General features: G+C 65.6%; 21 protein-coding genes. 17 read left to right on the top strand and 4 right to left on the bottom strand.

Annotated features, from left to right (window positions below):
- Nucleotides 1-98: 98 nt before the first annotated feature.
- Nucleotides 99-659, bottom strand: a complete 561-nt coding sequence (locus ISG32_RS11495) for a DUF2889 domain-containing protein (RefSeq protein ID WP_194771156.1) — start codon at nucleotides 657-659, stop codon at nucleotides 99-101.
- 24 nt (nucleotides 660-683) lie between these two features.
- Nucleotides 684-1919 (bottom strand): CaiB/BaiF CoA transferase family protein, encoded by a 1236-nt coding sequence (locus ISG32_RS11490; RefSeq protein WP_194771155.1) that lies wholly within the window; start codon nucleotides 1917-1919, stop codon nucleotides 684-686.
- Between the two features lie 191 nt (nucleotides 1920-2110).
- Between ISG32_RS11490 and ISG32_RS11485 the strand changes: the two genes are divergently transcribed.
- From ISG32_RS11485 to ISG32_RS11415, 15 genes are all read left to right on the top strand, one after another.
- The gene (locus ISG32_RS11485; protein ID WP_194771154.1) at nucleotides 2111-3325 is read left to right on the top strand and encodes an ABC transporter substrate-binding protein; all 1215 of its coding nucleotides are present in this window, start codon (nucleotides 2111-2113) and stop codon (nucleotides 3323-3325) included.
- Nucleotides 3326-3362: 37 nt separating this feature from the next.
- On the top strand, nucleotides 3363-4205 hold the full coding sequence (locus ISG32_RS11480; RefSeq protein WP_194771153.1) for an acyl-CoA dehydrogenase: 843 nt from the start codon (nucleotides 3363-3365) through the stop codon (nucleotides 4203-4205).
- A gap of 37 nt (nucleotides 4206-4242) precedes the next feature.
- Nucleotides 4243-4986, top strand: coding sequence for an SDR family NAD(P)-dependent oxidoreductase (locus tag ISG32_RS11475; protein WP_194771152.1), 744 nt, complete (start codon nucleotides 4243-4245; stop codon nucleotides 4984-4986).
- A gap of 129 nt (nucleotides 4987-5115) precedes the next feature.
- Nucleotides 5116-6042 (top strand): NAD(P)-dependent oxidoreductase, encoded by a 927-nt coding sequence (locus ISG32_RS11470; protein ID WP_194771151.1) that lies wholly within the window; start codon nucleotides 5116-5118, stop codon nucleotides 6040-6042.
- 3 nt (nucleotides 6043-6045) lie between these two features.
- Nucleotides 6046-6924, top strand: coding sequence for a branched-chain amino acid ABC transporter permease (locus ISG32_RS11465; RefSeq protein ID WP_194771150.1), 879 nt, complete (start codon nucleotides 6046-6048; stop codon nucleotides 6922-6924).
- On the top strand, nucleotides 6917-7933 hold the full coding sequence (locus tag ISG32_RS11460; protein WP_323745926.1) for a branched-chain amino acid ABC transporter permease: 1017 nt from the start codon (nucleotides 6917-6919) through the stop codon (nucleotides 7931-7933). Before ISG32_RS11465 ends, ISG32_RS11460 begins: the two co-directional genes overlap by 8 nt.
- Nucleotides 7930-8730 carry an ABC transporter ATP-binding protein gene (locus ISG32_RS11455; RefSeq protein ID WP_228529755.1) on the top strand — a complete coding sequence of 267 codons (801 nt, stop codon included), beginning with the start codon at nucleotides 7930-7932 and terminating at the stop codon, nucleotides 8728-8730. Before ISG32_RS11460 ends, ISG32_RS11455 begins: the two co-directional genes overlap by 4 nt.
- Nucleotides 8723-9484, top strand: coding sequence for an ABC transporter ATP-binding protein (locus ISG32_RS11450; protein WP_194771149.1), 762 nt, complete (start codon nucleotides 8723-8725; stop codon nucleotides 9482-9484). The genes ISG32_RS11455 and ISG32_RS11450 overlap by 8 nt, the downstream gene beginning before the upstream one ends.
- Nucleotides 9485-9506: 22 nt before the next feature.
- On the top strand, nucleotides 9507-10499 hold the full coding sequence (locus tag ISG32_RS11445; protein WP_194771148.1) for an SMP-30/gluconolactonase/LRE family protein: 993 nt from the start codon (nucleotides 9507-9509) through the stop codon (nucleotides 10497-10499).
- Nucleotides 10496-11488, top strand: a complete 993-nt coding sequence (locus ISG32_RS11440) for a Bug family tripartite tricarboxylate transporter substrate binding protein (protein WP_194771147.1) — start codon at nucleotides 10496-10498, stop codon at nucleotides 11486-11488. Before ISG32_RS11445 ends, ISG32_RS11440 begins: the two co-directional genes overlap by 4 nt.
- 101 nt (nucleotides 11489-11589) lie before the next feature.
- Entirely contained in the window at nucleotides 11590-12819 is a 1230-nt protein-coding gene (locus ISG32_RS11435; RefSeq protein ID WP_194771146.1) for an FAS1-like dehydratase domain-containing protein, read from the top strand.
- A gap of 53 nt (nucleotides 12820-12872) precedes the next feature.
- A complete protein-coding gene (locus ISG32_RS11430; protein ID WP_194771145.1) occupies nucleotides 12873-14057 on the top strand; it encodes a CoA transferase in 1185 nt (394 codons plus the stop codon).
- On the top strand, nucleotides 14057-15259 hold the full coding sequence (locus ISG32_RS11425) for a CaiB/BaiF CoA transferase family protein (protein ID WP_228529754.1): 1203 nt from the start codon (nucleotides 14057-14059) through the stop codon (nucleotides 15257-15259). The genes ISG32_RS11430 and ISG32_RS11425 overlap by 1 nt, the downstream gene beginning before the upstream one ends.
- Nucleotides 15260-15297: 38 nt before the next feature.
- Nucleotides 15298-15879, top strand: coding sequence for a cysteine hydrolase (locus ISG32_RS11420; RefSeq protein ID WP_323745925.1), 582 nt, complete (start codon nucleotides 15298-15300; stop codon nucleotides 15877-15879).
- A 594-nt stretch (nucleotides 15880-16473) separates the two neighbouring features.
- Entirely contained in the window at nucleotides 16474-17277 is an 804-nt protein-coding gene (locus tag ISG32_RS11415) for an HpcH/HpaI aldolase/citrate lyase family protein (protein ID WP_194771144.1), read from the top strand.
- Here ISG32_RS11415 and ISG32_RS11410 read toward each other — a convergent pair.
- Entirely contained in the window at nucleotides 17274-17981 is a 708-nt protein-coding gene (locus tag ISG32_RS11410; protein ID WP_228529753.1) for a nucleotidyltransferase family protein, read from the bottom strand. The genes ISG32_RS11415 and ISG32_RS11410 overlap by 4 nt on opposite strands.
- Before the next feature lie 131 nt (nucleotides 17982-18112).
- Between ISG32_RS11410 and ISG32_RS11405 the strand changes: the two genes are divergently transcribed.
- Nucleotides 18113-18760: a GntR family transcriptional regulator gene (locus ISG32_RS11405; RefSeq protein ID WP_194771143.1), complete on the top strand. Its 648-nt coding sequence runs from the start codon at nucleotides 18113-18115 to the stop codon at nucleotides 18758-18760.
- 63 nt (nucleotides 18761-18823) lie between these two features.
- Nucleotides 18824-19699, top strand: a complete 876-nt coding sequence (locus tag ISG32_RS11400; RefSeq protein ID WP_194771142.1) for an N-formylglutamate amidohydrolase — start codon at nucleotides 18824-18826, stop codon at nucleotides 19697-19699.
- Between the two features lie 7 nt (nucleotides 19700-19706).
- On the opposite strand, the gene ISG32_RS11395 is transcribed toward ISG32_RS11400, so the two are convergent.
- Nucleotides 19707-20648, bottom strand: coding sequence for a hypothetical protein (locus ISG32_RS11395; RefSeq protein ID WP_194771141.1), 942 nt, complete (start codon nucleotides 20646-20648; stop codon nucleotides 19707-19709).
- Nucleotides 20649-20658: the final 10 nt, after the last annotated feature.

Here is a 20658-nt window from a genome sequence, read left to right as displayed (position 1 = left end):
GAGAAAGAAGGGGCTGGCGCCCGCGCGTGACCGAGGCGACGAATGGGGTGATGGATGGAGGAATGAATGGGCCGAAGGGCTGCCGGGTCGCTGGCGACTCAGCGCTTGCGGCCGAGGTGCGGCCACAGCTGGGCGACCACTTCGCGGTGGTCGGCATATGCGAAGCAGCTGTTCACGCGGGCGCGGTGCAGGTGCTCGTTGGCGGGATCGTTGAGCGCGGCCAGGCGCTGGGGTGCAAGGCCCTGGAACGCGGTGGTCGCCATCGGGCCGAGCAGCTCGACGATGTGCGTGCAGCACGCGGCGCCCTTGAGCAGCTCGCGCACCTGGCGGTTCCAGCCCGCGCCCAGATGCAGGCCGACGAGCGGTGCGAGCGTCTGCTCGGCGCCGGTGCACAGATCGAAGGGCGTGGTGCGCATGCATGCGACGGCGTTGTGCACCCGCATGTCGCCATCGATCACCAGCGTCACCGTGATGTCGTGCAGCGGCGCACCTGCGGGCGTGTCCTCGTTCGTGAGCTGGCGGCGGAACGGGTGTCGCTTGGTGTCGATGAGCAGGCCTTCGACCTCGTACAGACCGTCCGCGCGGCGATAGAAGCGCAGATCGATCTGGCGGCGGTGCACCTCCTCGCGCGGTGATGCGGTGGTCATGGACGTGGACATGGTCATGGCGCTGGCGAGGCGGGCTCAGGCGGTTTCGCGCACGGCGGCCCAGGCGAACGAGCCGGGTTGCTGCGCTTTGACGCCGCCTGATCGCAGCAGCGCGTCGATTTCCGCAGCGCTCAGGTTCAGCGACTGCAGGATGCTCTCGGTGTGCTCGCCCAGCTCTCCGGGCGCGATGGTCTTGAGGCCGTCGCTCGCCGCACCCGCGCGCGGAAATTCCGGCACCTCGAAGTCGAGTCCGCGAAACGACACGGTGCGCAGCTTGCCGGGCTGGTGAGCCTGATCGGCCTCGAGCACGCGCTCGAGCGGAAGCACCTCGGTGCAGCCCACGCCGCTGGCCTTGAGCGTGGCCTGAACGGCCTCGAAATCATGGGCGGCTATGGCGTTCTTGACGATGTCCTCGACCTGCTCGCGCGCCTTCTTGCGCATCTTGAGCGTGGCGAACTGCGGGTCGCTGCCCCAGGGCAGTTTCATCGCGTCGCAGAACTTCGCCCAGTGGCCGTCGGTGAGCATCAGCAGATACAGCCAGCGTTCGTCGCGCGTGAGATAGGCGCCGTAACCGGGCATCGCGAATTCGCCATGCGGTTCGCGCTCGGGGCGGCCGAGCAGATGCTGCTTGAGCTGCACCGCGACCAGATCGCGCGAGGCCACATGCAGGCCGGTTTCGTAGAGGCCGACCTCCACCTCGCGGTCTTCGGACGTGGCGTTTTTCGGGTCGCGCAGCAGCGACGCGAGAATGCCGATCACCGCATACGCGCCTGCAAACTGGTCGTGGTATGACGGGCCCAGGCGGCTTGGGCGCCCGTTGACGCGGTTGGCCTCCATCACGCCGGTCGATGCTTCCGCGACCGGGTTGGACGCCAGATCGTCCGCCTGCGGGCCCGCCGCGTAGCCACGGATGTGGCAGTAGATGAGCGATGGATTGACCCGCTCGCAGTCCGCGCGCGACACGCCCAGCTTGCGCGCCGCCTTGGGCGCGAGGTTGTGCACCAGTGCGTCGGCGCTTTTCAGCAGCGCGTAGAGCGCGTCGCGGCCCTCGGGTTTGGAGAGATCGAGGCACATGCTTTTCTTGCCGTGGCTGTAGGCAATGAAGGTGCCGCTCGGGCCGCCGCGCACCAGCGCGCGCGTGGGGTCACCGATGGGCGGTTCGACCTTGATCACCTCCGCACCAAGCTGCGAAAGGATGTGCGTCGCGAACGGCGCGGCCAGCATGGAGCCGATTTCGATCACGCGGCGACCGGCAAGTGGGGGTGTTGACATGACAGGTCCTCGTTTGCAAAAAAGAATGCATTCTATAAATTATGCTTCTTGCAAAAGTGCTGTGTCAAAGGCTTATGGCTGGGGTAATCCCTGTTGTTTTGAATGTTGTTGAATTTATATGATGCATTCTATGGCGCTGAAACAGCGTCTTTGGTTTGCGGTCCACATTCAAAAACTCAGGAGACAAAACCATGCGCAGAAGGTCGTTCATCACCACCGGCACCGCCGCCGCCGCGTCCCTCGCACTGCCCCAACTGGCACAGGCGCAGCAGGCATCGCCGGGCATCGACGTCGCGAGCAAGACGGTCACCGTCGGCGCGTTCACGCCGATCACCGGGCCCGTGCCGTTCTATACGGTGCTCACCCATGCGGCCGAGGCCTGCTTCAAATGGGCCAACGAGACCAATGCGCTGAATGGCTGGAAGATCAACTACATCACCTACGACGACGGCTACGAGCCCGCTCGCAGCGTGGCCGTGACCAAGCGGCTGGTCGAGGAAAACAAGATCTTCGCGCTCGCCGCACCCACCGGCACGGCGCAGTCGGTGGCGGTGATTCCGTATGCCAAGGAAGTGGGGCTGCCGGTGATCGGCCCCATCGGCGGCGCAACGGCGCTGTTCTCGGAGCGGCTGGTGTTCCCGCTGCTGCCGGACTACGGCTGGTCGGCCGCGTCCAACCTCGATTTCGCACTCACCGATCTGAAGGCCACGAAGGTGGCGCTGCTCTGGGAAAACGACGAGCTGGGCCGCTCGGCCAAGCGCGGTTTTGATCTGTACATGCAGGCCAATGGCAAGCAGGCCGCCGAGTCGATTCCCTTCGAGGTGCGCAACACCGACTTCACGCCGCACGTGCGCAAGCTCGCGAATGCGAAGGCCGAAGTGGTGATCCTGTTCGGCTCGAATGCCAACCTCGCGTCGGCGCTCAAGGCGGCGGAGCGCGTGGGCTTTCAAAGCAAGTGGATGGCCCCGTTCTTCACCGCCGATCCCACCACGCGCAAGCTCGCGGGCGATCTGCTCAACGGCACCTATTTCTCATCGTGGCTCATGCCCGTGGGCGCGGACGATGCCGAGATCAAGGCCTACCGCGAGAACGTCCCCAAGCTCTATCCGAACGATCCGGTGGGCGTGTTCGGCCTCAACGGCTGGAGCAACGGCGCGCTGTTCGTGAAGGGCTTCAAGATGCTGCTCGACAGCGGAAAGCCGCTCACCCGCGCGAACCTGGTCGACGTGATGGAGACCATGACCAACGCCACCGTGGGCGGTGCGCGCAACGTGAGCTACAAGGCGGGCGACCATCGTGGTGCGCGGCAGGAGGCCATCATCCAGGCGCAGGCCGATGGCAGCTTCAAGCTGGTGCGCGATTTCCGCCCCTACCCCGCGAACGTGTTCGACGCCAAGCTCGCGTGAGCCACCAAACCATAACAATACAAAGGAGTGAAGCAAGGTGAATGCTGCTGCGTATGAATCCTGGATCGGCCGCGAAGACGAGCATCGCGAGCGCATCCTGCCGCACGCCGTGCAGGCCATGGCGGCAACGCTCGACATGGAGCGCGCGCCGGGCATTGGCGAGGCGCTGCCGCACGGTTGGCAGTGGATGTTCTTCAACCCGGTGGTGCGCAGAAGCGGCCTCGGCACCGACGGCCATCCGCAGCGCGGCGGCTTTCTGCCGCCCATCGAACTGCCGCGCCGCATGTGGGCGGGCAGCCGCATCCAGTATCTGGCCGACCTGCCGATCGACAGCATGGCCACGCGCCGAAGCCTCATCAGCAAGGTCGAGAACAAGGTCGGCAAGCGCGGTTCGCTGTGGTTCGTGACGGTGGTGCACACCACCTCGTGCGAAGGCAAGACCTGCATCGTCGAGGAGCAGGACATCGTGTACCGCGAGGCCACGCCACCCGGAACGCCGCAGCCCAAGCCGGAGCCCTATGCCGAGGTCGCGGAGTTCGGGCGCGACTTTCAGCCCGACACCACGCTGCTGTTCCGCTACTCGGCGCTCACCTTCAACGGCCATCGCATCCATTACGACCAGAGCTACGCGCGTGACGAAGAGGGCTACCCCGACCTCGTGGTGCACGGACCGCTCACCGCGACGCTGCTGCAGCGGCTGGCGCTCGAGCACGGTGGCGGCAAACAGCTCGCGCAGTTTGATTTTCGCGGCGTGAGCCCGCTGTTCGTTGCGCGCGGATTCCGGCTGGAAGGCAAGCGCGAGAGCGATGGCAGCCTGACGCTGTGGGCGCGCGGGCCCGATGGCGAACTCGCGATGTCGGCGAAGGCGACCTTTCGCTGAAGCCCCCAAAACAATGACATATCAAGGAGCAAACGAGATGACACAGCATATGAGTGGCCCGGCGGACCTGAGCGGGCAGGTCGCCTTCATCACCGGCGGCGCGGGCGGCATGGGCCGCGCGATTTCTGCGGCCTTCGCAGCAGCGGGCGCCAAGGTGATCGCCACCGATCGCGCGGCCAGCGAAGACCTGGGCGCAGGCGTCGAGTATCTGCAGTACGACGTGACCTCGCGCGCCGAGACCGACAAGGTGATGGACGCCGTGATCGCCAAGCACGGCAAGATCGACATCCTCGTGCTGTGCGCTGGCATCATCGCGCGCACGCCGCTGGGCGACAGCACCGATGACGAGTGGGACGCGATCATGAACGTCAACGTGCGCGGCGTCGTCAATCCCACGCGCAAGCTGTTTCCGCTGATGTGCCAGCAGGGCTTCGGCAAGATTCTCGCGGCGGGTTCCATCGCGGCGAAGAACGGCGGCGTCGCGTCGGGGCCGGCCTATGTCGCATCGAAAAGCGCGGTGCACGGAATGATGCGCTGGATCGCCAAGGCCGGCGCGCCGCATGGCGTGTACGCCAACACGCTGGCCCCCGGGCCCGTCGAAACGGCGATGTGGGCGAACGTGACCGGCAGCGCTGCACCTTCCGCCAACAACACGGTGCCGCTCGGCCGCTATGGCACGGCGCAGGACATCGCGCAGGCGGCGCTGTTCCTGTGCTCGCCCGCATCGAACTGGATCACCGGCACGTCGCTCGACATCAGCGGCGGCATGTGGATGAACTAGAGGACATCCCCCTGTGGCGCTTCGCGGCGGGAAGGCCCTTGCTCGGTTGCTCTCGCCTGGGGCGCGCCAGTTGCGTAGGGCGTGCGATTTGTTGAGCGCGACGGATGACGGAATTTCTGGAGACACGAAATGACAACCAACAGCAATGCAGTGCCCGTGATCGGCTTTGTCGGTCTCGGCGTGATGGGTGGGCCGATGTGCCGCAACGTGGCGCTCAAACATGCGGGCGCGGTGCTGGCGTTCGACAGCAATGATGCCGCTTTCGAGGCGGTGAAAGAGACCAAGGCGCAGCGCGTGGCGAGCCTGGCCGAGATGGCGGCGCAGGCCGACGTGGTGCTGCTTTCGCTGCCGGGTGGGCCTGCGGTCGAGGCGGTATGCCTTGGCGCCAACGGTCTGACGAGCGGCGCGCGCAAGCCGCAGGTGATCGTCGACCTGAGCACCACCACGGTGGCCTCGGCGCGCAGTGTGGGCGAGCGGCTTGCCGCGCTGGGTGTGGCGTTTGCCGATGCGCCGGTGGCGAGAACGCGTGAGGCGGCGCAGCGCGGCGAACTCAGCATCATGGTCGGCGCGTCCGCCGCGCTGTATGCGCGCATCGAGCCGCTGCTGCGCTACATGGCGTCCGATGTCACACTGTGCGGCGAAGTCGGCTGCGGGCAGGTCGTCAAGCTGATCAACAACGCGCTGGTGTTCGAGAACACCGTTGCGTTGGCCGAGATGATGGTGCTTGGCGAGCGTGCGGGCGTGGAGCCCGGCACGCTGCTCGACGCCGTCTCCAAGGGCTCGGGCGACAGCTTCGTGCTGCGCAACCATGGCCGCAAGGCGATGCTGCCGCGCGTGTTTCCCGACAAGTCGTTCTCGCCGGAATACGTGCTCAAGGACATCGGCTATGTGCTCGAACTCGCGAACTCGACCGGCGTCGACGCGCAGGTCACCGAGCTCGCGCAGCGCTACTACACGGCCACGGCGCAGGGCGGATTTTCGGGGCGCTACTACCCGGCGGTGATCGAGGTCATCGACGGCAAGGGCCGCGCGGCAGGCACCACCGCAAAGGCCTGAGCCATGGCCGATATCCTTGGACTCATCTGGGCGGGCATGGTCAGCGGGTGTCTCTACGCCCTTGGCGCCATCGGCATCGTGCTGATCTACAAAAGCTCCAACGTCGTGAACTTCGCGCACGGCAACCTGGCGGGGCTGGCAGCGTTTCTGGTGTTCGGCTTCACCGCCGGGATTCTCGGCAACATGGCCTGGGGCGTGGCGCTGATGCTCACGCTCGCGATCATGATGGTGGTGATGGCGATCAGCTACTTCATCATCGCGCCGCTGGTGTTCAAGTCCGATCTCACCAGCACGATCGCGACGCTGGGAATCGGTCTCATCGCGCAGGGCGTCACGCAGCTGGTGTTCGGATCGAACGTGGTGTCGCTCGATCTGCCGCTGCCCAAGTGGAGCGCGCAGGTCGGCTCCATGCGCATCTCGGCCTACGACCTTGCGGTGGTGTTCGTCACGGCCGCGTCGGTGGGTCTGCTGTATCTGCTGATCGAGCGCACGCGCGTGGGCATCGCGTTTCGCGCCGTGTCGGCCAATCCGTTCGCCAGCCGCGTGTGCGGTCTCAGCCTGCGTCGCATCCATCTGTTTTCGTTCGTGGTGGCGGGGCTGCTCGGGCTGGTGGCGGCGTTGCTGATCGTGCCCACCACGTTTCTTTCCTCGACCAGCGTGTCATCGTTCATGCTGCAGGCCTTTGCGGCGGCGGTGGTGGGCGGCTTCAGCAGCCTGCCCGGTGCGGTGGTGGGCGGCGTGTTCATCGGCGTGCTGATGAACCTGCTGTCGTTCTATGTCGCGGCGGAGTTCACCAACACCTATCTGCTTGCGGTGATTCTGCTGACGCTCAATGTGTTCCCCAAGGGCGTGCTTGCCCGCCGAGGAGGTGCGCGTGTCTGAAGCCACCATGACGACTTCCGCTGCCGTGAAGCGCGTGCCCGATGCGGTGCCGCCACGTCCTGCAGACCCTCTTGCGCGCCGGCCGCTGCCGCTGCGTGCGATGGCCGGCGCGGCCGTGCTGCTTGGCCTGATCGCGCTGCCGTTGCTTGCGGGCGGGTACTGGACCTTCACGCTCGGCCTGTGCTTTGCCAATGCCATCGCGATTCTCTCGGTGAGCCTGCTCGTGCGCTACGGCGGCGAGGTGTCCATCGGCCACGGCGTGTTCGTGGCGGCGGGGGCGTACACGGTCGCGTTGATGGAAAAGTACATCGGCGTATCGGTGCTTGCGGCGCTGCCGTTCGCGGCGTTCGCCGGAGCACTGCTCGGCATCGCGTTCGCGTTCCCATCGCGCAACCTCTCGGGCATCTATCTCGCCGTCGCGACCATGGCGCTGGCGCTCGCGCTGCCGGAGCTGCTGCTGTATTTCAGCAGCATCACGGGCGGCTACGAAGGGCTCTACGTGAAGCGTGATGCGCTGCCTGGCTTGTCGCGCGAACTGCAGCGCTACTACATGCCGCTTGCTGGCCTGGTCGCCGTGGCGTTGCTGCTGCGGCAGTTCCGCCGCTCGCGTCAGGCGCTGGCGCTGCTGCTGATCCGCACGTCGGCTCCCGCGGCGGAATCCTTCGGCGTGCGCCGCAGCTGGGCACGGCTGTCGTGCATGGCGCTCTCGGGTGGCATCGCGGCCATCGGCGGTGCGCTGCTGGCGTTCAGCTCGTCGACCGTGTCGCCCAACAGCTTCACCCTGTGGACGTCGATTTTCCTGCTCGTCGGATCGGTGGTCAGCCTGTATTCGCTGGGCATGTTCGGCAGTCTGATCGGTGGCGTTTTTCTCACGCTGATGCCGCTGCTTCTGGCCGGTGCGGGCGACTGGGTGCCGATTCTGTATGGCGGCGCGCTGTTGCTGGTGGTGCTCGGGGCGAACGTGATTCCCGAATCATGGCGCCAGCGTCTCGGCGGAGGTGCCGCATGATGACGACGACGACCACCTCCACGCTCACGCCTGCGGCGCCGCTCACGGTGAACCATCTGTCGCTTTCTTTCGGCGGCAACCGCGTGCTGCAGGACATCGACCTGTCCGTTCAACCCGGTGAGATCACCGGCCTGATCGGGCCGAACGGCGCGGGTAAGACCAGCTTTTTCAATTGCCTCACGGGCCTGTACTCGCCGCAGGAGGGCAGCATCTGCCTTGGCCTGCAGCACATCGAGCGCATTCCGCCCACGGGTCGCGCGGCGCTGGGCTTTTCGCGCAGCTTTCAGCACGTGGCGTTGTGCCCCGAACTCACCGTCGCCGAGAACGTGATGATCGGTCTGGATCGCCAGTCGCACGCGGGCTGGTTGAGCGCGTTTCTCGCGCTGCCGCAGGGCAATGCCGAGCGCGCCGCGAATCGCGAACGGGCGCTGGGTGCGCTCACGCGTCTGGGCGTGGCGGAGGTGGCCGACGAGTATCCCGCGCAACTGCCACCGGGCGTGCTGCGGCTGGTGGAGATCGCCCGCGCGATTGCCGGGCAGCCGCGCGTGCTGCTGCTGGATGAACCGGCGGCCGGCCTCAATTCGGTGGAGACGCGCGATCTGTCGAACGTGCTGCTCAAGCTGCGCTCGCCCGATCTCGTGCTGCTGGTGGTGGAGCACGACATGGACTTGATCATGGAGGTGTGCGACCGCATCCACGTGCTCAACGGCGGCAGGCTGCTGGCCTCGGGAACGCCCGCGCAGATCCAGGTGAATCCCGAGGTCGTGCGCGTCTATCTGGGAGACGAAGATGAGTGAGGCGCAAGCGGTCAAGGCGATTCTGGAGCTCGACGGGCTCAGCGTGAGCTACGGCGCGGGGCCGGTGGTGCACGGCGTGTCGCTGGCCATGGAGCAGGGCAGCGTGGCGGGCCTGCTGGGCGCGAACGGCGCGGGCAAGTCGAGCACGCTGCGCGCGATTGCGGGGCTCGAAGCCGCGCAGGGCCGGGTGATCTTCGAAGGCCGCGACATCTCCGCGATGTCGGTGGCGCAGCGCTTTCATGCGGGCATCGTCTATGTGCCGGAGGGCCGCGCCATCGTGACCGATCTGACGGTGGAGGAGAACCTCACGCTCGGTGGCTACTTCGTGGACAAGCCCACGCGCGTGCGGCGCCAGCAGATGGTGCTCGAATTTTTCCCCGAGATCGCCAACCGCATCAATGCGCCTGCGGGCCTGCTGAGCGGCGGCGAGCAGCAGATGCTGGCGATTGGTCGCGGCCTGATGTCGGGCCCCAAGCTGCTGCTGCTCGACGAGCCATCGCTGGGACTGGCGCCGCTGCTTGTGGCGCGGGTCTATGAACGGTTGGGCGCGATTCAGAAGGAGCAGAACCTGTCCGCTCTGCTGGTCGAGCAGAGCTTTCACGCTGCCGCCAAGCTGGCCACGCGGGCGTGGGTAATGCGGCACGGGCACATCGTCGGCACGCTCGATGCGCAGGAGCTGCGCAGCCGCGAAGGTCGCCAGCGCGCGATTGATGCGTACCTCGGCGCGCGGCAGGAAGCCGCTGCGCACGCCTGAACAGTCACAAGGAGCCCACGCGATGCAGACTCTCCCGTTGAAAGGCCGCGTGATCGCCGATGGCCTGCTGTTTCCCGAAGGCCCCATCGCTCTGCCCGACGGCAGCGTGCTGGTGGCCGAGATTCAGGGCGCGCGTCTCGTGAAGGTGCATGCCGATGGTCGCAAGCAGGTGGTGGCCGAACTCGGCGGAGGTCCGAACGGCGCGGCGCTCGGGCCCGAGGGCCATGTCTACGTGTGCAACAACGGCGGCTTCAGCTGGCGCACGGACGATGGCTTCACGCGGCCCACCGGCGCGGCGGCGGATTACCGGGGCGGTTGCATCCAGCGCGTGAATCTGCAGACCGGCGCCGTGCAGGTGCTCTACAGCGAATGCGATGGCGTGCCATTGCATGGCCCGAACGACATCGTGTTCGACAGGCAGGGCGGCTTCTGGTTCACCGATTTCGGCAAGACATTCGACGACCGCATCATGCGCGGCGCGCTGTACTACGCGCGCAGTGACGGCAGCCTGATCCGTCGTGCGGCAAAGCATCTGCTCACGCCCAATGGCGTGGGCCTGTCGCCGGACGGGAAAACGCTCTATGTGTCGGAGACTGAATCGAGCCGTCTCTGGTCCTACCCCATCGTCGGTGCGGGGGAACTCGCGCTCGAGCCCTGGCCCTCGCCGAACGGCGGACGGCTGGTGCACGGCCTGCCGGGGTACCAGCGCTTTGATTCGCTTGCGGTGGAGCAGGGCGGCAACGTCTGCGTGGCCACGCTGGTGCGCGGCGGTATCAGCGTGTTCTCGCCGGCGGGTGAGCTGCTCGAGTTCCATACGGCGCCCGAAGGCTACTGCACCAACATCTGCTTCGGCGGACCGGAGCACCGCACGGCGTTCATCACGCTGTCCGGCTACGGGCAGCTGTTCGCAGCCGAATGGCCGCGCGCGGGACTGCCGCTCGCGGCATGTCGGTTGGATTCTGATCGTGCGATGAATGGATTTCCCAGTTGTTTGACCAAGGAGAAGAGCACATGAAACCCGTATTTCAACAACGGCGCAGAGCCCTGTTGCTGTGTTCCCTGACGGCGGCCTGCGCGCTGCAGTGGCAGTCCGCCGGCGCGCAGCCGGGCTGGCCCGACAAACCGATCCGCGTGATCGTTCCGTATGCGGCGGGGCAGGGCGCGGACGTGCTCATGCGCCTTCTCGGGCAGGAGCTGTCGGCATCGCTCGGTCAGCCAGTGATCGTGGAGAACAAGGCGGGCGCGGGTGGCAACATCGGCACGGCGGCGGCCGCCAAGTCCGCGCCGGATGGCTACACCTTTCTGCTCGGCACCAACGCGACGAACGCGGCCAACGAGTTCCTGTACTCCAACCCGGGCTACCAGGCGGGCACGGATTTCGAATCGGTGGCGATGATCGGCCTCCTGCCCATGGTGATCAGCACGTCCGTGACGGACCTACCGGCCAACGGCGTGGGCAAGCTCATCGCCCAGGCCAAGGCCAAGCCGCAGACGCTGAACGTGGGGCTGCCCAGCACCACCGCCAATGTGGTGTTCGCGCAGTTCGTGAAGATGGCCGACGCGCCGCTGTTCGGCGTGAAATACAAATCGTCCGGGCAGGCGCTCACTGACACCATCGGCGGGCAGATTCCGCTCGTGATCGACACGGTGACCGCATCGCGCGCGCACATCGCCAGCGGCAAGCTCAAGGCCATCGGCATCACCTCGCGCAACGCCAGCGAGATGCTGCCAGGTGTGCAATCGGTCGCCGATCAGGGTGTTTCCGGCTTCGATGTGGTGGCATGGGATGCATTGTTTGCGCCAAAAGGCACACCTGCGCCGGTCATCCAGAAAATGAGCGATCACGTCGCCAAGGTCCTCGCACAGCCCGAAACGCGCAAGCGCATGATGGACATCGGTGTGGAGCCGCTCACCATGAATCCCGCGCAGTTGCGTGATTTCGTGAAGCAGGAGCGTCAGAAATGGGGTGATGTGATCACCTCCGCCAACATCAAGGTGGACTGAGCCCGGAGCCACCACCAAACGTCGAATCAGCGAATTGCTGGATTGACATCTTTCCAAAAAGAATGCATTCTGCATTGAATATCAACCCAAGGAGATTTTCCATGAACACCGCAACCCTCGAATCCCAAGCCGCAGCCGCCCAGGCCGACGTGGGCAACCGCCCCGCCGAAGGCCGCATCACCGACGAGGCCGTGGCCGCCGCGCGCGCCATGATCGGCCTGCACCTGCGCCCGGAAGGCCCCTACCTGCAGGACGCCACGGCCGACACGCTGCGCAACTGGTGCAACGGCATCGGCGATCTGAATCCGCTGTACCGCGATGTGGGCTACGGCGCGAGCACGCGCTACGGAAGCGTCGTGGGGCACCCGATGTTCCCGATGGCCTTCGGCTGGCTGGGTCGCACGCGCTGGGGTCTGCCGGGCGTTCACGGCTTCTACGCTGGCAATGACTGGGAACTGTTCCGCAACATCAAGCCGGGTGACCGCATCACCGCCATCGAGCGCGTGGTCGGCGTCGAAGAAAAGGAGAGCCAGTTCTCGGGCCGTCTGGTGCTGCAGTACGTGGAGGCTTCGTACTACAACCAGCGCAGCGAGCTGGTGGCGCGTGGCTTGGGCACCTGCACGCGTCACGAGCGCAAGGCGGCGCGCGATGCGGGCAAGTACAAGGAGATCGTGCAGCACGAGTACACCGATGAGGAGCGCGACCGCATCGACGAGATGATCTTGGACGAGCCCAAGAACATCCGCGGGGCCAATGTGCGCTACTGGGAAGAGGTCGAGGTGGGCGAAGAGCTGCCGACGATCGCACGCGGCCCGCTGTCGCTGATGGACACCATGGGCTTTCTGGTCGGCTGCGGCCGCGGACACACGCATGGCGTGGTGCTGCAGGCGGCGGTGAAGCATCCGGGTCACTTCTTCCGTAATCCCGAGGCGGGCGGCGGCGTGGAGTACACCGGCATCGGCCACCACCGCGAATCGGTGGCCAAGGAAGTCGGCGTGCCCGGCACCTATGACTACGGCCCGCAGCGCTCGTCGTGGATGTGCACGCTGGTCACCAACTGGATGGGCGATGCGGGCGTGCTCAAGCGCGTGCGCAGCGAGATGCGCCGCTTCAACATCGTCGGTGACACCACGTTCTGCAAGGGCAAGGTGGTGCGCAAGTACGTGAAGGACAAGACCGGACTCGTGGACATCGAGATCCAGGCGGTGAACCAGCGCGGCGAGCTGACCACTCCCGGCATCGCCACGGTGGCCCTGCCATCGCGTGACGTGAAGCTGCCCGCGTTCCTGGACGGCTCGGCCATCGACCTCGAACTGCCGGTGGTGCGCTGAGCGCGGAGCGGGTTGCGCAACGACGATTGGACAGAAGCTGGAAGGAGGTTCACATGCAAGCCGAATCCGTGTCATCGCCCCAGGGGGGACTGGCGGAACTGCCCCTCGCGGGCTGCCGGGTCATCGAGCGTTCACGCTCCGTTGCCGCCGCCTATGCGGGCAGGCTGCTGGCGGCGATGGGCGCGGAAGTGGTGATGCTGGAACCTTCACAGGGCTCCGAACTGCGCCGGGCTCCGCCGCTGTTCGAAGACACCGGCGAGAGCGCGCTGTTCGCCTATCTGTCGCTCGGCAAGCGCAGCCTGATCTGCAATCTGGAGGACGACGCGGCGCGCGGCATGCTGCTGCAGGTGCTGGGCGACGCGCACATCCTCATCGACGACACGTCCGTGGCGCAGCGCGCGGCGCTGGGGCTTGACCCGGAAAGCATCGCGACGGTCTTTCCGCATCTGGTGCATGTGAGTGTGCTGCCGTTTGGCGCGGCTGGCGACAAGGCGCACTGGAGCGCGCAGGAGATCAATCTGCTGCATGCGGGGGGCGAGGGGTTTCTGCTTCCCAACGGGTTGGCCAACGAGCTGTTTCCGGACCGCCCGCCGCTCAAGATCTACGGCCACTTCGGCAGTTATCAGGGCGGCTGCATGGCGGCGATGAATGCGCTCGCCGCGTGGTGGGCTGCACCGGCTGTGGGCGGGCAGTTCGTCGACGTGTCGGTGCAGGACGCGGTGCTTGCCGTGGGCGCGTTCGCCTTGCAGCGGCTGGGCGATGGCTCGCTGGAGCACCGCACCAGCCGCCGCTTTCGCTATGGCGGAGTGTTCAAGACGCTGGACGGCTACATGGAACTGCTCACGCTGGAAGACCGCCAGTGGCGCGGTCTCGTCCAGTTGCTCGGCAGCCCTGCGTGGGCCATGGATGTGGCGTTGAACGATCCGCTCGAGCGCAGCCGCCGGGGCGATGAAATCAACGGCCACATCCGCGAATGGATGGCGCGGCACGCGGTGGATGACATCGTGCGCCGCGCGCAGGAGCTGGGCGTGCCGGCCGCGAAATACCGCACGCCGCAAGACGTGGTGCAGGGCGATCATGAACGTGCGCGCGGACTGTTCGCCTCGACGCAGCTGTCGGGCGGGCGCGAGGTGGATCTGCTGTATGCGCCGTTCCAGTTCCACTGTTCGCCGCTGCGCAGCGGCGAAGCGGAAAGCCGGGTGCCCGCACTGGGTGAAATGACGGAGGACATGCTGTGATGATGAATCGCGACAACGCGCCCCTGGCGGGCGTGCGCATTGCGGATTTCACGATCCATGCGGCGGGACCGTTCTGTACGCATCTGCTCTCGCAGCTCGGCGCGCAGTGCATCAAGATCGAGAGCCAGACGCGCCCCGACGCGTTCCGCAAGCCACATGCCGTCTACGGGCGCATGACGGCGGCCACCTTTGATCAGGTGTCGGCCAACAAGCTGTCGGTGCGGCTCAACCTCAAGAACGCCGAAGCCATCGACATCGCCAAGCGCATCGTCGGCGTGTCCGACATCGCCGCGGAGAGCTTTCGTCCCGGCGTGATCAAGCGTCTCGGGCTCGGCTTCGACGTGCTGCGCGAGGTGAAGCCGGACATCGTCATGCTGTCGCTTTCGTCCTGCGGCCAGAGCGGTCCGGACTCGCATTTCGCGGGCTATGCGCCGCTGTTCGGCGCATGGGGCGGGCTCGGCTGGATGACCGGCTATGCCGATGGTCCGCCGGTGGAAATGCGGCATGTGATGGACCACTCCGCAGGCATGCACGCCGCGCTCGCCACCATCGCCGCGCTGCAGCAGCGCCGCCGCACGGGCTTGGCGCAGCATGTGGACCTGGCAGCGCGCGAAGTGGCTTCCGCGATGATCGGCGACGCGCTGGCGATGGCGAGCGCCGGATTCACGCCGCAGCGCCCCGGAAACTCCGATCCCTCGATGGCGCCGCACGGCGTGTACCCCAGCGCCCGGGCCGACCGCTGGATCACGCTCGCCGTGCGCAACGACGATGAATGGCAGCGCATGCTGGGCGCACTCGAAGTGCAATGCGACGCGCCGCATCTAGCGACCACGCAGGGCCGCGTCAAGCATGCGCATGTGGTGGATGAACTGGTCGCGGACTGGCTCTCGCGGCACGATGCCGACCAGATCGTCGCCCGCCTGCAGCAGGCAGGCGTCAGCGCGCATGTCTCGTGGAACATGCAGGACATCGCGGACGACCCGCACCTGCGTGCACGCGGCACGGTGACGCAGGTGAGCGCGGACGATCTTCCGCCGCGCCCCGCAGTCGGCGCGCTCGCGCGATTCAGTCGCACCGACGACGTGGGCATCCACCGCCTGACGCCCGCGCTGGGCCAGGACGAGGACTACGTGTTCGGTGAACTGCTCGGTCTCTCGAGCAGCCAGCGCGCGGACCTCGAGAGTCGCGAAGTCATACTGTGAACACCCATTCGACCATTCACCATCACAAGGAGCAGCGCGTGAGCGATTCGATCTATCTGGTTCTCGACATGGAAAACGATCTGGTCCATGACGACGGTTTCAACGGCAAGGCCGCCTACGGCGAACAGGTGCGCGGGCGCGGCATCATCGCGAAGACCCGGCACGCGATCGACAAGGCGCGCGCGGCGGGCGTGCCCGTCGGTTTCGTGCGCGTGGGCTTCTCACCGGACTACCGCGAGTGCCCGCCGAACTCGCCGATTTTTTCGGGCGCGCGCAAGAACGGAATCTTCAAGCTCGGCACCTGGGGGACCGAGACGCATCCCGACTTGGGGCAGCGCGAGGAGGACTTCGACATCGTCAAGCACCGGGTGAGCCCTTTCTATGCGACGAGCCTCGAGGCGATTGTGCGGGCGCGGGGGATCCGGCGGATCTACTGCTCGGGGATCTCCACCAATGCGGTGGTGCAGGCGATGGTGCGGGAGGGGCACGATCGGGATCTGGAGATCATTGTTCTTGAGGATTGTTGTTGTGCGCCTTCTGCGGAGGAGCATGAGGAGGCGGTTCGGAGTTTCAAGCGGTTTTGTGTGTTGAGCAGTTCTGCTGAGGTGGTGTTTTCTTGATTGGTCTCTGTTTCTGCTTTTGCTCTCTTTTGGTCTTGTTTGAGGGCGGAGGCCGGGACTGCCCCCGGCGGGGCAATCACTTTTTGCTTGCGCGCAAAAAGTAATCAAAAACGCGCTTTCAAGTCCTCCGACGGAACTCGACTTCGCGCTTCGCGCTCCCCTCGGGCAACCGCCGGAAGTCAGTTGGGAAGAGGTGTTTGCAGCACGTTGCTTCGCTCGTGCTGCATCTCGCGTTCGCGAGATGCATGTGCGCCTGCGGCGCGCGGCTTCCAGCCCTTCTGCCCACGCCTGATTTTGCGGGGGCGTTCGGCGGTCGGGATTGGCTAGTGCCAATCCCGACTTCAAGAACTGACTCACGGCAGATGTTTGACCGGAGCGAAGCGCAGGGAGTTTCTGCCGTGCGCCGGACGAACCTGCAAAATCAGGTTGCCCGCAGCGAAGCGAAGGGTCGTGGGTAGCAGGGTCGCCTTTTCTTGCTTACTTCTTTTGGCGAAGCAAAAGAAGTGAGTCGCCCGCCGGGGCGAGTCCCGGCCAGCAGCATCCAAAATGCAAACGCGGCAAACGTCACGCACCAACGAACGAAAGAATAGAAAGATGAAAAAAATCTCCCGCTCATTTCTCTTCGTCCCGGGCGACCGCCCCGAGCGCTTCGCCAAAGCCGCAGCCAGTGGCGCCCACGACATCATTCTCGACCTTGAAGACGCGGTCAGCATCGACGCCAAACCACGTGCCCGCGAAGCAGTGCGCGAGTGGCTCGGCCAAGGCAACTCCGCTCTCGTGCGCATCAACTCCGCCGCCACGCCGTGGTTTGATGAAGACCTGAAGATGATCGCCGCAGTGCCGAATGCCGCAGTGATGCTTCCGAAAGCCGACGAGCGTTCGCTTGCGCATGTCGTGTCGCAGTTGCCTGGGCGCCGCATCGTCGCGTTGATCGAGACGGTCGCGGCCTATCTGGATCTCAAGGCCGTGTGCGCGGTGGCGGGTGTGGAGCAGCTGGCGTTTGGCAGCGTGGACTTTTCCACCGAGAGCGGCATTGCCGACGAAGACCATGCGCTCGACGCAGTGCGCACGCAGATCGTGCTGGAGTCGGTCCGTGCGGGGATGCTGCCGCCCATTGACGGTGTGAGCGTGAATTTCAGCGACGCCGCGTTGATCGCGCAGGACACGCTGCGTTCGCGTCAGCTCGGCTTCGGGGCCAAGCTGTGCATACATCCGGCGCAGGTCGCTCCGGTGAACGGCGCGTTTGCGCCGTCGGCTGCCGAGATCGATTGGGCGCAGCGTGTGCTCGCCGCGTTCGAGGCGAGCGGCGGTGCGGCAACGGCGGTGGATGGAAAGATGATCGACAAGCCGCTGGTGGACAAGGCGCGGCGCATCATCATCGCTGCGGCTTCGGTCTAGATGTCCGCATGGCGTGCGCGCAGCAGGAGTACCTGCGCGCGGGCCAGGTCCTGCACGGTGTCGATGTCGGTGACGATGCCCTCGTCATCATCGATCGGTAGATCGAGCACCTGGCCCTGCGCGCGGGCTTCGCGCACGATGGAGGCGGCGCCCTTGTCGCCCTGCAGTTGGCGGAGCGCGTCCAAACAGTGTCTTGAAAACGCGACCGGATGGCCTTGTTGGCCGTCGAAGAACGGCATCACGATTTCATGCGTGCCTTGCCCGAGCTGCAGTGCCACGCGCATCAGCGTGGCGGGGCGGATCAGCGGCAGGTCGGCGGGAACGATGAGCCAGCCGTTGGCATCGGGCGTGGCGCGCACGCCTGCCGCAATCGAGTCGCCCATGCCCGCTCCGCCCTCACCTTGGCGCACCAGATGCCATGGCAGGCCCGATTGCTCGGCGTTCTGCACGGACCGGTCGAGCACGCTCACGCCATCGAGCAGGGCCTGCAGCTTGTGCGTGCCGCCTCCGGAGGCGAGAAAGCGTGTGCCGCTGCCGGCTGCGACGATGATGAGCGTGGGGTGTGGCTGGGGCGAAGCGCAGGACATGATGGCTGGAGGCTCGGTGGTGCAGGGACGGGGCAGGGGCGGGTCGATTGTTTCACACGCTCTCAGGCCGTGTGCATCGGCTGCAGGGGCGGCATCGGCATGGAGAGACTGGGGCATGGTGTGACGGCGCATTCCGTCGCATAGAATGCGGCGAAATCAATGCATCGTGCACGACGACACGCAGACCACTGGCAAGGCGGCAGCCGAGGTTGCCTCTGCGACGGATTGCAGGATTCCACGGGCATCACATGGACTACCGAACCAAAGAAGAACAAGTCGCCGACTACCTGCGCGAGCGCATCATCTCCGGCGTGTATCCGCGCGGATCGCGCCTCAAGCAGGCCGAGATCGCCGAGGAGCTCAAGCTCAGCATCACGCCGGTGCGCGAGGCGCTCAAGCTGCTGGTGGCCGAGGGCTACGTGAGCGGCGATTCGTATCGCGGCGCGCGCGTCGTGCCGTTCGATCCGGCGGCCTCGGCGGAGATTCTCAACCTGCGTCTGCTGCTGGAGGCGCAACTGGTGCGCGGCGTGGTGCAGAACATCACCTCCAAGGATCTGGAGGATCTGCATGCGCTGGGTTCCGAGTTCGCCAAGGCGTTCGCCGACGGCGACCGTGCCGCCGCGCGCGGGGTGAACTACCGTTTTCACCGCCGCATGTACGACATCGCCAACCTGCCGCAGACCCTGCATTTCGTGCAGATTCTGTGGGCCCGCTATCCGTTTGACGTGATCAACGCCGCGCACAACCGCGGGCAGGAGGCCGTGCAGGAGCACAACGAGATTCTCGAAGCGCTGGCCACGGGCGATGCCGCCGCCGCGATGATCGCCATGCGCAAGCACATCGAGTCGGGCTGGACGGTGCTCAAATCGTCGGCGCTCGCGGCCGAAGGCGAATAACCTTTGGCGCGCTGTTGCCGTTGAGGCTCGGGCTATGCTGTTTCTCAAAGTGAGACAACAGCCATGACTGACTCCCCCCGATCCAAGGCGGACCAACGGTTTTCCGCACAACCCGGCAGCACGCCCGTCGTGCTGGATTCGCCGCACAGCGGCACGGTCTATCCCGAAGATTTCGGCGCTGCGCTGCCGCTTGATGTGCTGCGCCAGGCCGAGGACACCCACGTCGAGAAGCTCTACGACTTCGCGCCGCTGATGGGCGTGGCCTGGGTCGAGGCGCTGTTTCCGCGCATCTATCTCGATGCGAACCGCGACACGACGGAGATCGACGTCGATCTGTTCGACGGTGACTGGCCGCACGATGTGACCGAGGACGAGGTCACGCTGCAGAAGGTGCGTCTGGGCAAGGGGCTGATCTGGCGCTTCACCGACGACGGACAGGCGATCTACGAGCGTCAGCTCACGGTGGAGGAGGGCCAGCGGCGCATCTCCGAATGCTGGGAGCCGTACCACGCGGCGGTGTCGGACGCCATCGATGCCGCGCACGCGCGCCACGGCTACAGCATCCACATCAACTGCCACTCGATGCCCTCGATCGCGGCCAGCCATGCCACGCTGCATCCGGGGCTCGAGCATGCCGACTTCGTGATCGGCGACCGCGACGGCACGACGGCCTCGCCCGCGCTCTCCCACATGGTGTGCGACTTTCTGCGCTCGCGCGGCTACGACGTCGAATACAACCACCCCTACAAGGGCGTGGAGCTGGTGCGCCGCTACGGCAAGCCCGAGGAGCACCGCCACAGCATCCAGATCGAGATCAACCGGCGCATCTACATGGACGAGGAGACGCTGGAGATCCAGCAGCCGGGCTTCGACAAGCTCAAGCACGACCTGCGCGAGCTCGTGGAATGGCTGCTCAAGACCGATCCGCGCAAGCTGTGAGTGGTGCTCAACTTTTGCCGCAGTACGCGGCGAAGGTCGCGGGAACGGTGTCTTGCAGCTTGAGCTTGAATGCGGCGTCTGTGAACGCCTTGCTCTCCGCGCCCTGCAGGGTGTAGCCGCACTGGCCCGGAATATCGCGGAACGGGCCGTCGAGCCAGAGTTCTCGATCCGGCAGCTTCTTGAGTGCGAGCGCATCGAAATGCTCCACGAGAATGTCGGAGTTCTCCGCAAACGCGAGCGGAATCTCCAGGAGCCAGGCGGCGTCTTCGCGGCGGGTTTCGGCCAGCGGTCTGACGCGGCTCCAGAGCTTGGCGAGTGATTTGTCGGTCTGAGCGACCGCCTGATCCACGAGCGGGCGCACACCCAGGTCGTTGAATGCCTGAGCGACGAGCACAATGGGCGTTGCCAGCTTGGTGCCGGTGCGTGTGTCGAGATTCCAGTTCGGAAGCTCGCAGGCTTCGAACACCACTTGCGCGCGCAGGCTTTGAACTACCTCGAACGCGGTCGGCTTTTTCAGCCAATCGGTCCACAGTTGCTTCTTGGCGCCAGACAACGCGTTCCATTCCTTGGTGATCTGCCGACTCCACGGCTCCCAGAAAAACTGCTTGAACACGGGGATCTGCAAAACATTGCGGGCATCGGTCGCGATGAGCGATTGGAACTTCATGTCCCACTCCATCTCGGAGAGCGGACGACGATAGGCATCGCAGCGCGCCAGCAGTGCACTACGGGAAAAATTTTCGGTGAGCTGCGGCCACAGCTGAACCACAGTCACGCTGTCGCTCGCGCGCTGGGTCAGCAGATCCAGCAGCGGATTCACCGGGTTCTTGCGAATTTCCTTGGCCAGCGACATGCCGCCTGCCGTGCTGCTCGCCACGCCGATCAAGGCTTGCATCGCGAGGCGGCGGGTGATCAGCGAGCGGGTTGGAAAATTAATTGAATTAATCATCACGAGCGAC

The organism is Diaphorobacter caeni (assembly GCF_015354245.1).
Lineage (GTDB): Bacteria > Pseudomonadota > Gammaproteobacteria > Burkholderiales > Burkholderiaceae_C > Diaphorobacter_A > Diaphorobacter_A caeni.
Note: the sequence above shows the minus strand (reverse complement) of the source record. Positions and strands in the feature narration are given on the sequence as shown.